A 15,227-nucleotide genomic window follows, 5' to 3' on the forward strand; every position below is an offset into this window, starting at 1 on the left:
TATTGAGCTATCGCTTCCAGTTAGAATCATTGTATTGATTTTGCTAAAGCGATCATTTCCTTCTAAGTTAATTATCTCTGTCAACTGCAATAAAGTATTATTGTTTACCCATCGTAAAACGACCACCAACCATAAATAGCCCGCTTGAGCCATTTCCCCCTATACCACTATCTATTAGTATATATCTGTTAGGTCTACAGCCATTAAAAATAAGATATAAAAGGAGTAGTATATGGGCAACTCGAACATCTTCAATCCGTTTCGGAGACTTCATTTTTACGCGGCTTGGCTGATTACCCCCTTGTTAATCACCCTTAGTTTGTCGGGAATTGGTTTCTTATTTTATACCAATGTGGAGAATCGTATCTATGACGAGGCTTTCTTTGGAGAGAGCGAGATAACGACCAGACAAAGTTTAGACGAAGCTGTTCAACAAATTAGCAATAGCTATTCTGGATTCAACATCGGAAAGATCAGTATTATGTCAGAACCTTACAACAACAGAGTGACAATAAGTCATGCAGATGGCGACACGAGATACATTTTTCTAGACCATAACAACCAAATTGTTGCAGAGCAAAATGCAAAAAACACATACTCCAACCTAATGAGAAACTTCCATAGTACTTTATTAACTGGCAGTACTTTCATTCGTTACCTTGTAGAATTGACCGCTTGCTGGGCTATATTTTTGATCGTGTCTGGTGTATATATGACTTTCAAAAAAAGACTGCTGAACAAGAAAAATAGTCAGTCCAAACACCCCTTTCGATTTCAGAAAATTCATGCTATTTTAGGACTAATAACGGCAATCCCTTTATTTGTAATTGTAATGACCGGTATCCCCTGGTCTGTTTTTACAGGAAGTTATATTAGCTCGTATGCTCAGGATCATCCTGAACTAGGAAGAACCGAATTAAAGTACAATCCTCCCCAGTCAGACGTCAATGAAATCCCTTGGGCGACCCGTAGTCTAGATCAGCCCACCTCAGAACATACAGAACAGAAAGGACACGTTGGTCATGGAGATCATCAAGCAGCCGCTCCCGCTCTAACGGATAATCCTAATCAGCAAAGTGTCACAACAATTATTCAAAATGCTCAAAGGGAACAGATTAGTCGCCCCCTCTCTATCGTATATCCTTCGAATGAACAAGGTGTCTTTAAGGTGACTAAGGGAAGTAATACTGGTGTTACTGGTCTTGATGTTAGCCCCTATGAGGAAACGACTGCTTATTTCGATCAATATACCGGAAGTTTAATTGCAAAAATTGATTTCGATGACTATGGAATCATTGGTAAATGGTTCACTTGGGGAATCCCCCTACATGAAGGTCATTTATTCGGTTTAGCTAACCAAATCCTGAATTTAATCGTATGTTTAGCTTTCCTAGCTGCGATTGTCATGGGATTTATCTCATGGATGAGAAGAGCGAAGCCGGGTGAATTCAAGGGTCCTCAGCGAATCAATAAACCTTGGTCTATTGGAGCCGTACTCACACTATTAACCTTGGGGATCTTAATGCCCTTATTCGGATTGTCCGTCGTTGTCATCTTTATTATTGAAACGATTATTTATTTCTGTACACGCAATCGAATTCAAACTACTTAAACGAAACATCACGGATGAATATCTTCATAATATAGAAGAGAAGATTTCATAACAGGTATGTAATAGAAATATACCGTCTCGCGGTTCTTTAACGACCTTATGACATAGCGGCACCAGCCAGCCAAGGTGCTAAGAAACCTAGTGCTGCAATTGGAATACCAATAACACATATGCAAGTGCCCAAAAAGTTTTTGTTTGATATTAATGGGATCATTATAGAGCTCTTAAGAACTCACCAAAATATCGATCATTTTTAGAGAAATCAGGCTATTGTTCTAGCTTTGCCGGCTTTCAATCCGATTTGATCCTGTATTCGTTTAGGTCTCTTCACGTAGATTAATACTGCGATGGATCAAGCCTGTTTCCGAAATTGTAGGGTGTTTAACCAGTCCCTATTAGAATCTTGGAATACACTACACTAATATCACTTCTTACTTGGTCATTTCCATTTTTCTACGGAGTCTAGAACCCTAAGGGAGGAAAGATTATGGCGATTCGCTACAGTATTATCATTGCCACCTATAACCGTGCTCATCAAATATCACTCACACTGGCGGCTTTTGAGGCGCAGACCTATCCCAAGCATTTATTCGAGGTCATCGTTGCTGATGATGGTTCCACAGATGGAACAAAAGAGCAGGTTGAAGGCTTTCAAGCTTCATATCCACTGACCTATGTATCGCAGACAGAGCAACGCGGCAGATCTGCTATTCGGAATTTGGGGCTGCAGTATGCCAAAGGATCATACGTCATCTTTTGTGATGTTGATTTTCTGGCATTACCTGAATTTATCCGAACCGTGCGACAGTACCATCGTAGAAGCCCCCGAGCTGTGGTTTCTGGCTTTCCACATTCCTTCGGCGGCTCTTATACCCACTACTATCCAGATTTTTCTCCTGAAGAGAAAGAACACTGTCGTGAGATTCTCACTGCATCAAATTCATGGCGTCCTGAACTAGATGCTGCAAGTGAAATCACTCCGTTGGTTACACCAGCAGATATTATGCATCATACAGATACTTTGTCCCGTGTCGTTTTCCCATCCAAAATGCCGCCTGGTGTCATCAAACAATTTGCCAGCACAGATGTCGCTCCTTGGATGATATTTGTTACTCGGTGTGTATCCGTTCGGCGTAGTCTACTGAATCGGGTTGGAGGGTTCAACGAAAGGTTCATACTTTATGGGCTGGAGGACTGGGATTTAGGTTATAGATTGCACCGATTGAAAGTACCCTTTTATTGCATGAAAGAAGTCGTGGGCTATCATCAGGAGCATCCAACCCATTTCCGGGGAGATGTACTAAACACAGAAAACCTTCGAATTATGTTGGAGACCTACGGCCTTCATGATTCTGCACTGAACTTATTTACCGTAGTACCTCCATCAGATGATTTGGAAACCTACAAAAATACACTGCGGGTTTTGCGTAACGGGCTTCGGTACAGAGCAACACGTTCTTCTGCAAGGTTGCTAAAGAGAACATTACGAATTGCAGCCAAGCAATTCTTACTCCAAAACGATACAGAGGCATACAAAAAATCTTTAGCTAAAATACAGCGAAGAGCAAGAGGCCGGAAAAGCCGAGTGGCTCGTGTTTTGCGAGATATCGTACAGAGAGCTGAACAAGCAAAGAATTAGAGAAAAGCAACCGACCTAAATCTTTTGCCATGGGATGGGAATACGGAAGGCATCTAATTTTGACATAAGCTTGCCAACAGAGCAGTAGGCTTGTGCATTGTAACATCACGGACCAAAACGCGCCTTAGTTCTTATAGAGTTTAAGGCGCGTTAAGGAGCGTATGTTTAGAACGATAAGTACATATAAATCATGACTTCAATGTAACTTCAGTGCTCCCCTGGTTTTTATAAATTAACTTTTCCCGATTTGAGGCCGTATTAGTTATCGGGTAATTAAATTGTCTCTTTGGATATCGTCCCGAAATATTCTTCAACTACCTCACGGAATTCGAGAGCAGCAGGTATAAATCCCTTCGATTTGCATATAGAATCCACCGGATCACGAGTACCGTAGCCTCTTTTTACACCAACAAAACATTCATCTCTTAGCTCAGTCAAAGATATGCTGTTTCGGTCAGCAAGCCGATGCCCTTTTGGAACATCTACAAGAATCGGATCGATGAACATGATCTGACATTCATTGTCTTTCCCCCTTATAGGAGGTGAGGACAAGCAAAAATCAACCTCTCCTCTATGAAGAAGCGTAACCATTTCCTGCGTGGTGAGCATTTGCACATGAAATTGGATATCGGGTGCTTGTTCCGAAACTCTCGAAGAATCTGAGGCAATGTGCTTGCGGTGTTCACATGTTCTTTAACATCATTCCTTAAAAATCAAGCAAGATGTTATGTTTCCTAAGACAAAAGATAGCTGAACCTTTTATGGTTTAGCTATCTTTTTTTCATTTATTAGAGAAAATTCAATTTTACCCGCAGTAAACATTTTGGTAGCACTGTCATATTTATAATACACCGTTAAGGAACAAACATATTCACCTATGCCAACACTTCCATCTACTTTAGCAACAATTTTGTTACTGACCACGTTATAGTCAACAACACCACCGAAATTCAATTCGTTCTTGTACTCAAAATCGGGGTCGCCTTCGTGCACTAACTCATGTTGCTTGTCACCAATCTTAACTGTCACAGTTAATGCCCCTTTGTTATTCTGAACAATAGTTTCAACAGCTTCTGCTATGATCTCTAAAGGGTCTTCAATATTAATTTCAGACAGATCATCTGACTTTACAACATGGATCTCTTCCAGGTAAACTCCTGGACTTCTATTTTTGAAAACTGTTATAACTGCTTCCTCTGTTCCATCATCTGTAACATCATCAAAGTAGACTTGAGGTTTATATCCTTCTACAGCTGGAAACGTCCAATCAAAGTCCTTCGTTTTACCATTGAGTTCTAATGTAGTGCCTTGAACTTCATTATCTTTTTCATTAATTGCAAACAATCTAACTTTATCATCATCCGAACTCTGAATTAGTTTTTCATTTAAGTCTGATCCTTGTTCCGGCTGAGTTGTTACTTGTATAAACGAAGACTCTCCAGAACCTTGCGTATATGTTTCAGGCTTATCTGACCCACATCCTGAAAGCAGAACAACACTCAACAGCATTACCACTCCAAGCTCTTTTTTCAACACTATATTCCCCTCTCATCTAGCACCTAGGAGAAATTATATCAGCGCGACTGAGTTTATGAATGACATAAAATTAACAATTTTTACTCATTAAGTTAAAATTAGCAGTGTGAATTGCTCTTGTACCCGTAATCGTGAACAGTAAATTAATTCTTTTTGATGTAGTTTGCCGTCAATTTCGCTAACAAATTTTTTGTGGAATCTGCTATCTTTGGATGAACTATTTTTGCCCGTTAGTTGAATGGCACTATGCGCCCTCGTCTATTTCCTTTAAAAACAATTGTCTGAGCATCAAAAAAAGCCGCCCACAGGCGACCTTTTGAGCAAGAATACGATTTTCAACTTGAAGTATGATCTAGATCTAGTAAGTACATTGGAGGCTGTTATAACTCTTAAGTATCATGATCAGGACGCTGGATCATATAGTTCTGCATCATGTTCGGTGACCCAATCAATTTGCCTGAATCCAAGGCCAGCATTCGTTTGCTGCACATCTAGCACCTCTAATTCAGGTGCTTGCCAAGGCGCTTTTTTCGTTTCAATCGGTCGTTCCCTCCTTTCTACACAAACTGAAACCGAGACGCGAGCACTTTTTAAGATACGTAATGTATCTCAATGAAAATTATATGACACAATACGTATCTAAGCAAACAACCTATTTCATCCTTTTCTCTGGGTTATATGCTTTCTCCTTATCATTATTTAAAGAGTAATATAATATTGATTTCAATGACTCTATTTTACACAATGAAAAATAAAAGATCGATTTTTAGAATTAGCATGTTTAAATTCCCAATCGCCATATGTTTTAATTTCCGAAAACCCTGTTCGTTTCAGCGATTCATCTAATTCTCCTTGATTTCGGAATCTTATCTGCATTTTCTCATGAACGAGGACTTCGTCTGTTTTTGCATTTTTCACAGTTTCATAAAATGTATAGATGTCTCCCTCAAACCCTTCATATTCTGTATAGATCTCAAGAGGGTCTCCACTTAACATATCTTTGGCTAAGTCAGGAGTCTTGTCCTTCTCCCACTCTTCCCACACTTTTACCAAAGGGTTTCTAATATCAAAAATAAAGTGACCGCCAACTTTTAGGGATCGGAATACGTCTGAGATTACTTTCTTCCAACTATCATCGGTAAGAAATACCTGTGCAACATTGGCAGTCATGACAACCGCGTCATAGGTATTGATTTGTAAATTTGAGCTATCTCCTACAATCCAATTCACATTGCCTGAATTATCTTTAATTCTTGCCACTTCAATCGCTTCTTCATGGGGATCAATAGCTGTAATTGTATAACCGTACTGAATAAGATGAGTAGTCCATCTTCCTGTTCCGCAGCCTAAATCAACTATAGACTCTATTTTTAATCTCTTTAACAATGCTAGGAAAAATTCGTCGTCTCTTCCCCAATGGTTAATCTGGTCATATACGATAGGAATCATAAATTTATTTCCCGCTTTCTATAGCATTTGTACTAGTTCACTTATTTTGTTAATTAGTTGCTTTCATGGGGCATAGTTTAGCTACTTTAATATGTTTTCAGAGATGTTGTCTTTCACTTCAGTCGTCCAATCTCGTCGATATCTTCCCTTCTCTAACTTCATGTCAATAAGATCAACGACCTGTTGCAGAGAGATGATTTGCTCCATAATATTTTCCCGGTGCCTCTTGAAGAGTTCCACTAACTCAGGATATTCTGCGGGATCAGCATCGGAGGAGACTCCTAGAAATGGACGTATTTCATCCAGTGACATTCCCGTTTTTTTCAGACAAGATAACAGCCTAATCATATCAATATCCTCCTGTCCGTAAACACGATGCCCATTGCCCTTCCGTTCAGCCCGAGGGAGTAGCGAAATCTTTTCATAGTATCGAATCGTATCTTCAGATATGCCTGTATGCGTGGCAATTTGTTTTATCGTAAAAGTCTGAGCTTCCTTCATTCTATCCCCTCCCGTGAGGATTGAGTTTATTTCGCATTATACATCTTGATACTGGCTCCAAGTCAACTCTCTGATTCTTTGGGAAATTTTTAATTTTTCCATCTTGACTTGGAGTCGACTCCAAGTTATATAGTATGCCTCGTTAGCAATTGCTCTAAATGAGGAGGAAACACGCAATGAATAAGAGCCACAGTGAAAATATCGCCGCCATATCGGGGGCAAGTGCAGGGATCGGACTAGCCTTAACCCGTAAATTTCTATTGGAAGACTGGCAAGTGATTGCGATCATTCGCTCAGACTTCCCAGCGGACGACACACTAATCCAAGAAGCAGTCCATACGGGTAGGCTACGCATTTATAAAACGAAGGATCTATCTGACTACGCCAGCTTAATGCGACTGATTGAAGAAATAAAAAGCAATGAGCAGCGGATTGATATTTTGTTTAATAACGCCGGAGGCTCTTTTCCCACACTGAGCTATTCCAAACAAGGACGTGAAATTCATTACGAGCTAATGACAGTCGTTCCGTACATTATTCTGATGGAATTGAAGGAACTTATAAAAAAGGGACACTTAAAAACGGTGATCAACACCTCATCGGAAGCGATTAAATTTACAAGAAAATTCACTATTCAAACCCTTGAGCACCCTAAAGTCTTTCGCAAGCTAATCGGTCCCTATGCCACGTCTAAGTTAGCACTTTCACTGTGGACCCAAGCCATCGCACCACAACTCGCCCAGGAGAATATCAAGATCCGTAGCGTTGACCCTGGCAGTACCAATACACTAAGGAAAGAAACCAGATCTGGATTACCTTTATTGGTTCTTCCATTAATGAAGTTATTTTTTTCTCCCCCGGCTCACGGTGCCAGCAGGCTTTATGAAGCTGCTTTGGGACAACACCAGAATGAAACCGGCGTGTTTTTGATAAAAGGTAAGATTACGGAATTAAAATTCAAAGAGCAAGCGAAGAATGTCCTGAAAAGGATCAATGAGATTTACGAACATGAGTACGGTTACTATCCTGAAGCCACACATGTCTTAGATCAAAAGTAAGTTGTTTATCATTTCATTAGTCAACCACATGGACTTCAAGATATTCAGCTAAATCTATCTGGTATGTTGTTAACTAAAGGAGTACCCGCACTAAAACATGCACTTGCAAATATAAACCGATCGGTTTATACTAATACAAACGGTATACGAAGTGAGGCGATAAATGAACAATCCTTTTCATGTTTCTGAGCCAAATAACTTGTGTATAAAAAAATATAACAACTAATGGAGGTATTTATCATGGCCAAAGTAAATGTAGGTACAGAGAATGAACAACCAATTGAACTGTATTATGAGGATCATGGTGCGGGAAAACCAATTATTCTGATTCATGGCTGGCCTTTGAGTGGACGATCCTGGGAGAAGCAAGTTCCAGCCCTGATTGAAGCGGGCTACCGTGTGATCACATATGACCGTCGTGGATTCGGTCAGTCTTCTCAACCTTGGGATGGTTATGACTATGATACCTTTGCTTCGGATTTGCATAAATTGATTTTGCACCTTGATCTGCATGATGCCACATTAGTCGGATTCTCCATGGGTGGCGGCGAAGTTGCACGTTATGTGGGAACCTACGGAACAGAACGCGTTACTAAAGCTGTATTTGCGGGAGCAGTTCCTCCTTATCTCTATATAACCGAAGACAATCCTCAAGGAGGATTGGATGATGCAACGATTGCCGAATTCCAAAATGGGGTAAAAACCGATCGTCTAGCATTCCTGGATGGTTTTACAAGCAACTTTTTCGCTGCTGGAGACCGTACAGACCTTGTGAGCGAACCATTCCGTATCTATAACCGTGATATTGCAGCTCTGGCTTCACCTAAAGGCACATTGGATTGTATTGCTGCCTTTGCCCTTACTGATTTCCGTCAGGACCTGGAGAAATTCAACATTCCAACACTGGTTATCCATGGCGATTCCGATGCCATCGTGCCTTTGGAGGTAAGTGGACAACGTACTCATGAATCCATTCCTGGCAGCCGTCTCGTCGTTGTCGAAGGTGGACCACACGGATTTAATGCGACGCATTCTGAACAATTTAATGCAGCATTGATCGAATTTTTGCAGGGTTAAATTTAATTCGACTGATGATTTTAGCAAAAAAGAACATATTGAGAGAAAAAGCAGTGCGCCTCCTATTGAGGAGGATGTCCTGCTTTTTCATTATTTCATAGGATATGCATAGGAAGAATGAACACCCTCTTCAGCATTGGTAATACACAAAAAAAGCCACTATGCATAGGATTGATGGCTACTTGGTACATTATGAATCTGAACCGATATTCAAAATTGATATTGAATTCGGAATGTAAACTTGCATTTATAAACCGATCGGTTTATACTGATACAAACAGTACAGAAAGCGAGGAAAATGTAATGAATAATCTAACTCCCCCATTCACTCTTGAGACAGCAATCCAAAAAACTCGTATGGCAGAAGACAGCTGGAATAGCCGAGACCCTCAGCGCGTCTCACTTGTGTACACTGAGGATTGTTATTGGAGAAATCGGAGCGAATTTATAACAGGCCGCCAAGAAATCGTTTCTTTACTAACTAGAAAATGGGCCAAAGAACTGGACTACCGCCTGATCAAGGAGCTTTGGTCATTTACGGATAACCGTATTGCGGTTAGGTTCGCATATGAATGGCGTGATGATAGTGGTAATTGGTTCAGATCGTATGGAAACGAGAATTGGGAATTCGCTGACGACGGCTTGATGCAACGTAGATTTGCTTCGATTAATGACATGCCGATCAAGGAAGAGGAACGAAAGTTCCATTGGCCTCTCGGTACACGTCCCGCTGACCATCCAAGCCTAAGTGAGTTAGGCCTATGACTCGCACTGTTTTTGAAAAATCTGATGTCATCCCTCTCGTTGCCGAGGTATTTCGTGAATTAGGTTATGAAGGTGCATCTTTGAGTAAAATTACAGCCCGTACGCGTCTATCTAAAGGAAGCTTATATTATTTCTTTCCGGGCGGAAAAGATGAGATGGCTGCCGAAATTCTTGCTCATATTGATCAATGGTTTATCAAGAACATTTATGAACCGCTCGAAAAGAATGAACCCAAGGCAGCCATTGATCATATGTGGCAAGAAGTCGATACTTATTTTAAATCGGGTCAGCGTATATGCCTTATTGGCGCATTCGCTTTGGACGAAACAAGAGATCGATTCGCTGCTGTAATTCGGCAATATTTTGTAAGATGGATTGAAGCCTTCAGCGCGGCACTGGTTCGAGCAGGCATCTCCAAAGAGACAGCCGACCAAATTTCAGAGGAAACGATCGCTGGTATTCAGGGGGGATTAATCCTGAGTAGAGCACTTCATGATGAATCCTTTTTTGCACGTACGCTGGAAAATCTGTCAAAACGAGTCTCAACTTATGTTTAGACTTTAAGGGAGGTCAATATCATGAGCAATTTTGTCGCAGATCAATTGAAATTTGTTCGCCGTCAGGCAGTTGATTATGTGAGGAATATAAATGACTCTGCCTCGGAAATAATTCCAACAGGTTTGAAAAACAATATAAAATGGAATCTAGGCCACATGTATGTTATACATGAGAAGTTCGCTTTCCAACTTACTGGGGAAGAAACCAAATATCCTGCTAATTTTAATACCTTGTTTGATCCAGGAACTAAACCGTCTAACTGGAATATAGAGCCTCCCTCCTTGTCTCAAGTAATTGACTTGTTAACGGAACAGATGGAAAGGGTTGAATCGATACTTTCAAGCAAAATGAAAGAAGAAATCAACCCTCATTACAAGTCTTCTACTGGACTTATCTTTACAAATGTAGAACAATTATTGGGTTTTCTGATTTATCATGAAGCAATGCACTTCGCAACGATTAAAAATATGAAGAGCATAATTGAAAGTCAGGATTCGTAGTGAATTCGTCCCTTCACGAAAACGAACAAACCGACCTTAAATCCTACTAAAATTGGATTAAAGGTCGGTTTCTTTTTTATAACTTCGCTTTTCTAATCGGAGATGGGAACATGTTTCCCCCATCTCGGCACTCAGTACAAGTTATTGTCCTGAGTAATCAGCGCGTGCCCCTACTATATCATATGATCCTCTGGGATAACTGGAGTGGCAAGTTTGGGACACCCGTTCACTGTAAAGAACGTGCAAGTGCTGCAACAGAGCCGCGGAAATCGGGTTTGCCGTCTGCCGTCCACAAAAGCTCGGTCACAAATGTATGACGATTCGGATCGTACAGCGGATCTCCTATAATGTTCTTGTACGTTCTTGCGTGAAACACAAATAGCATCTTTTCGTCGTCCTCTGACATCGTGAACGAATTATGACCCGGTCCATACATTGAGATGCTCTCATCTGTCGAGAGAACCGGTGCTTGCGACTTGCGCCATGAGGTGGCATCAAGCAAATCAGCATCCGCATCGGCTTCAAGTAAGCCCATGCAGTAATTGAAATCAGTGGCGCTAGCCGAATAAGAGAGAAATACCCGATTACCCTTGCGAAGAAATGCCGCGCCTTCGTTCACTTTATAACCAATGATCTCCCAGTCATATTCCGGCTTCGAAATCATCGTCTGCGGTCCAGTCAGCGTCCACGGATTGCTCATTTTAGATATATACAGATTAGAGTTACCTTCAATATTCGGATCCTTTTGTGCCCATACGTAATAACGGCTGCCATTATGCTCAAAGGTAGTGGCATCAAGGGCGAAGCTTTCCCACGCGGTACGAACCTGCCCTCTTTCCGTCCAACTGCCTTCAAGCGGATTGGCATTTTCATTCTCTAGCACGTACATCCGATGGTCGAACAAGCCTTCATTCGTTTCCGTCGTGTGTGCGGCAGCGAAATACACGTACCATTTGTCATCAATAAAATGTAGTTCGGGTGCCCAAATGTTAGCACTAAGGATACCCGTCTCGCGCTTTCTCCAGATCACTACAGGCGTTGATGTAACAAGCCCCTCAAGGTTCTGGGCTCTACGGATTTCAATCCGATCATACTCCGGAACAGATGCTACGAAGTAATAATAACCGTCCGAATGTCGGTAAATAAAAGGATCAGCTCTCTGCTCAATTAAGGGTTGAATGTCGTGAGACGTTCGTTGTTGGATTTCCATCTTATCACCTGTTTCATCAGAATATACTACCCTTTAACAGCACCTGCAGTCATACCGTCTATGAAATATTTCTGGAAAGCAATAAATAGTATGAAAATTGGAATGATGGAGAAGAAGGAGCCCACGATCAATAGGTCATAGTTATTGCCATAAGGAGTTGACAGCGTTTTCAAACCGATGGGCAGTGTATATTTACTCTGATCTCCGAGCACCATGAAAGGCCACAATAGATTATTCCAGCTATTCATACCATTCAGAATGGCCATTGCTGCAAAGGATGGTTTCATAATCGGCATAATTAGTCTGAAATAAATCGCATACTCGTTTGCGCCATCAACCCGCCCAGATTGAATAATCTCTTTGGGTATGCTTCGTAGATATTGCCTGAAGAAGAATATTGTCGCGGCATTAGCTATACCGGGCAGAATGATTGCCGAATAGCTATTCACCATTCCCAAATCATTAATTAGGCTGTACAAAGGAACCAGCAGTATTTCGAAAGGCACCATCATAATGAGCAAAACACATATAAAGAGGAAGTTCTTACCTTTAAAATCATATGCTGCAAAACCATATGCAACAAATGCGCTTACAAAAAGCGTTAAAACCACTTGAACGATTGTTAAAATCATACTGTTCCAAAACCACACAAAATAATCATGTTGTCCAGTAAACAGATAGATGAAATTATCAAAACTCATGATTTCAAAATCCAAACTTAGGTTAAGACCATACCTAACTAATGATTCACCGGGTTTAAAGGAAGATAGGGCCACTGCATAGAATGGGATCATAATTATAACGAATAGTATAATGAATAAACAGATCATTACCATTCTAGAGATGAAATCACTCCTCGTCTGACTTTTGCCCACTTTAATCCTCCTCCTTTTTGAACATTCCACTAAATTTCAACTGTGTTAGATTAATAACCATAGCAATGACTAACAGGACGATACCAACTGCAGCTGCATAACCCAGCTTATTCTGCTCAATCCCTTGTCTATACAGGTATCCAACAATGGTTAAACCAATATTTTTGGGTGAATTGTTACCGTTGAACATCATCAGACTCTCGGTAAACATGGCTAAACCTGCATAAACACTAATTGTCGTAACATATACCGTGGTCGGCTTCAATAATGGCATTGTGATCGTTCTAAACTTCTGCCAAGCAGACGCCCCGTCAATAGAAGCAGCCTCATAATATTCATTATCAATGCTTTTCAAACCGGATAGATAGTAAAGCATATTCACGCCTGTCCATCTCCAACATGCGAGGATTAACAGTGCTGCCATACTCCAATTTCCGTCTTTCAAAAATTTAATAGGCTCTATACCAAATAGACCAAGGAAACTGTTCATTAATGAACCTTCCATTTCACCGAATGTAAGGCGGAAAATGGTACCCGCGACTGCGACAGATGTTAATGCAGGGAGAAAGAACGAAGATTTAAAAAACTCTCTACCCATCATTAACTTACTGTTGATCATCACAGCAAATAACATTGGAAGAGGAATTAACAGCACTAAGGTACCTAACATGTACACAACGCTATTTTTAATAGCCGTCAAAAACACTTTATCCGTAAGTAATTTCGAATAATTCGCTTCACCAATCCATTTAGGATCCTGTCCTAACATCCGATCTTGAAAGCTCATGACGAATGAATTTACAAGTGGAAAAAACCAGAATATCAAAAATATAAGTATAAATGGCAATACGAAAACATAAGGTGCCACTTTTTGAGAGTATACAAATTTCTTTATCATATTCTCAATCTCCCTTGACTATGGTTAAACCTGCCGACTACGATAACTGCCGACAGGTTTAATCAAATCATTTACTTATTATATTTATTTCAATTCTTGTTCAATTGCTGCTTGTGCTTCATCCAGCGCTTCTTTCACGTCTTGGCCATCTTCAAAGATAGCATTCAAAGTAACCGTATTGAGGATATTGCCGATCGTCGGTGAAGCTTTAACGGATTTGATCGCTCTAATTTCGTCTTTGATTTCATTCAAAGTATCAAATGCATTTGTTTTAAAGTATTGGACGTATTCATTATCAGGGTTTTTCGTTACTGCATCATCTTTCCATACTTCCATATTGATTGGGTCAAATCCAAGTGTGTTCCAGATTTCAGTAGTCGCTTCTTTCGAAAGCTTAGCAAAGGCAACAAATTCTTTGGCCAATTGAACGTCTTTACCACTCTTAGTAACAACTGTGCCCGTACCGCCTAAGCCAACGGAACGAGGATTACCTTCTTCAAATACTGGCAATGGAGCAATTGCATACTTACCATTAAGGTCCTTCATTTCGTTTACAAAGCGGGACATGTACCACTCAGGCATCAAGGCACTTGCGTAGTTGCCTTTGTTGTATTCGCCTTTTGCTTCTTCTGTATCGGGTTGTCCGCCAGGGATCGTATGAATAACATTGTTCTTCTGCAGATCGACTAACATTTCATACGCTTTAATCATTTCAGGCGAGTTCACTTTTGGATTACCATTTTCATCTGTAAAATCAGCGTTTTGCTGAGCTAGTAGCAGCGATGCTTGCCATGTAGCTGATGTATCAGCAGTACCTAAGTACTTGCCAGTCTTTTCATAAACCTGGATACCCGCTTGTTTGTAATCTTCCCATGTTTTGATTGTCTTGTAGTCAACACCTGCTCGCTCGAGAATTTCAGTATTGTAGAAAGCAAGCGTCGCACCTACGTGATAATCGAATCCATAAACCTGATCGGCTTTGGAATAAATCTCGACACGTGAAGGAACAACAACGTCTTTGTATGGTGCAAATACATCATTCAAAGACTCCAGGGGAACGTTGTCACCTTCCAAGAATTTAGGGAATTGACCAAGCTCGATATCCGCGATATCAGGAGCACCTTTTCCGCTTGTAACTGCCAATAAGAGCTTGTTGTGCATATCATCGTAAGGCATAACCGTTACATTCAACTTAATCTGTTTGTCTGGGTTCGTTTCGTTCCATAAACCCAGCATTTTATCCAAATGCTTGCCGTGCAAATCTACGAATGTCCAAAATGATAATTCTGTTGCATTCTCACCGGCATTAGCGCCTAATTGCTGTGTTTCAGTATTTGAATCGGAAGCATTACCACATGCAGTAAAAAAAAGTGACATAATAAGGAGTGTAACGATGGAGATTAAAGCACTGCGTTTTTTCATTTGTTCGTCATCCTCTCTTTTTGGTTATGCATTTGAAAAGTCGGCTGACTAGTTAGTTCTGTTAATTTAAGCGGTTTCAATCCATCTCAGCACCACCATCCTTAACATAATTCTAACCCTTCAAAGA

15 protein-coding genes and 1 pseudogene are annotated in these 15,227 nt (G+C 40.6%); 7 read left to right on the top strand and 9 right to left on the bottom strand.

The window, feature by feature from the left end; translation table 11 throughout:
- The first annotated feature begins 232 nt into the window (after positions 1–232).
- Complete coding sequence (locus tag V6W81_RS15365) at positions 233–1,612, top strand: PepSY-associated TM helix domain-containing protein (protein ID WP_338539594.1); 1,380 nt, start codon at positions 233–235, stop codon at positions 1,610–1,612.
- A gap of 487 nt (positions 1,613–2,099) precedes the next feature.
- Positions 2,100–3,251: a glycosyltransferase family 2 protein gene (locus tag V6W81_RS15370; RefSeq protein WP_338539595.1), complete on the top strand. Its 1,152-nt coding sequence runs from the start codon at positions 2,100–2,102 to the stop codon at positions 3,249–3,251.
- A 273-nt stretch (positions 3,252–3,524) separates the two neighbouring features.
- On the opposite strand, the pseudogene V6W81_RS15375 reads toward V6W81_RS15370, so the two are convergent.
- The 5 genes and pseudogenes from V6W81_RS15375 to V6W81_RS15395 all read right to left on the bottom strand — a co-directional run.
- Positions 3,525–3,937 (bottom strand): annotated as a pseudogene (locus tag V6W81_RS15375) (LysR substrate-binding domain-containing protein); the annotation flags it as partial.
- Positions 3,938–4,010: 73 nt separating this feature from the next.
- Positions 4,011–4,784, bottom strand: a complete 774-nt coding sequence (locus V6W81_RS15380) for a hypothetical protein (protein WP_338539596.1) — start codon at positions 4,782–4,784, stop codon at positions 4,011–4,013.
- Between the two features lie 405 nt (positions 4,785–5,189).
- Positions 5,190–5,285, bottom strand: coding sequence for a paeninodin family lasso peptide (locus V6W81_RS15385; protein ID WP_430700878.1), 96 nt, complete (start codon positions 5,283–5,285; stop codon positions 5,190–5,192).
- A gap of 234 nt (positions 5,286–5,519) precedes the next feature.
- Complete coding sequence (locus V6W81_RS15390; RefSeq protein WP_338539597.1) at positions 5,520–6,236, bottom strand: class I SAM-dependent methyltransferase; 717 nt, start codon at positions 6,234–6,236, stop codon at positions 5,520–5,522.
- Positions 6,237–6,317: 81 nt separating this feature from the next.
- Complete coding sequence (locus tag V6W81_RS15395) at positions 6,318–6,737, bottom strand: MerR family transcriptional regulator (protein ID WP_338539598.1); 420 nt, start codon at positions 6,735–6,737, stop codon at positions 6,318–6,320.
- A 176-nt stretch (positions 6,738–6,913) separates the two neighbouring features.
- Here V6W81_RS15395 and V6W81_RS15400 point away from each other — a divergent pair, with 176 nt between their 5' ends.
- From V6W81_RS15400 to V6W81_RS15420, 5 genes are all read left to right on the top strand, one after another.
- Entirely contained in the window at positions 6,914–7,795 is an 882-nt protein-coding gene (locus V6W81_RS15400) for an SDR family NAD(P)-dependent oxidoreductase (protein WP_338539599.1), read from the top strand.
- Between the two features lie 240 nt (positions 7,796–8,035).
- Complete coding sequence (locus tag V6W81_RS15405) at positions 8,036–8,872, top strand: alpha/beta fold hydrolase (protein ID WP_338539600.1); 837 nt, start codon at positions 8,036–8,038, stop codon at positions 8,870–8,872.
- Positions 8,873–9,175: 303 nt separating this feature from the next.
- Positions 9,176–9,637 (top strand): nuclear transport factor 2 family protein, encoded by a 462-nt coding sequence (locus V6W81_RS15410; RefSeq protein WP_338539601.1) that lies wholly within the window; start codon positions 9,176–9,178, stop codon positions 9,635–9,637.
- Positions 9,634–10,194 (top strand): TetR/AcrR family transcriptional regulator, encoded by a 561-nt coding sequence (locus tag V6W81_RS15415; protein WP_338539602.1) that lies wholly within the window; start codon positions 9,634–9,636, stop codon positions 10,192–10,194. Before V6W81_RS15410 ends, V6W81_RS15415 begins: the two co-directional genes overlap by 4 nt.
- 21 nt (positions 10,195–10,215) lie before the next feature.
- On the top strand, positions 10,216–10,695 hold the full coding sequence (locus tag V6W81_RS15420; protein ID WP_338539603.1) for a DinB family protein: 480 nt from the start codon (positions 10,216–10,218) through the stop codon (positions 10,693–10,695).
- Between the two features lie 226 nt (positions 10,696–10,921).
- Here V6W81_RS15420 and V6W81_RS15425 read toward each other — a convergent pair whose 3' ends face one another.
- From V6W81_RS15425 to V6W81_RS15440, 4 genes are all read right to left on the bottom strand, one after another.
- Complete coding sequence (locus V6W81_RS15425; protein ID WP_338539604.1) at positions 10,922–11,905, bottom strand: glycoside hydrolase family 43 protein; 984 nt, start codon at positions 11,903–11,905, stop codon at positions 10,922–10,924.
- Positions 11,906–11,931: 26 nt separating this feature from the next.
- The gene (locus V6W81_RS15430; protein WP_338544007.1) at positions 11,932–12,741 is read right to left on the bottom strand and encodes a carbohydrate ABC transporter permease; all 810 of its coding nucleotides are present in this window, start codon (positions 12,739–12,741) and stop codon (positions 11,932–11,934) included.
- A gap of 40 nt (positions 12,742–12,781) precedes the next feature.
- Positions 12,782–13,678, bottom strand: coding sequence for a carbohydrate ABC transporter permease (locus V6W81_RS15435; protein WP_056691248.1), 897 nt, complete (start codon positions 13,676–13,678; stop codon positions 12,782–12,784).
- Between the two features lie 84 nt (positions 13,679–13,762).
- Complete coding sequence (locus V6W81_RS15440) at positions 13,763–15,100, bottom strand: ABC transporter substrate-binding protein (protein ID WP_338539605.1); 1,338 nt, start codon at positions 15,098–15,100, stop codon at positions 13,763–13,765.
- Positions 15,101–15,227 lie beyond the last annotated feature (127 nt).

The sequence above is a fragment of the Paenibacillus tundrae genome (assembly GCF_036884255.1).
Lineage (GTDB): Bacteria > Bacillota > Bacilli > Paenibacillales > Paenibacillaceae > Paenibacillus.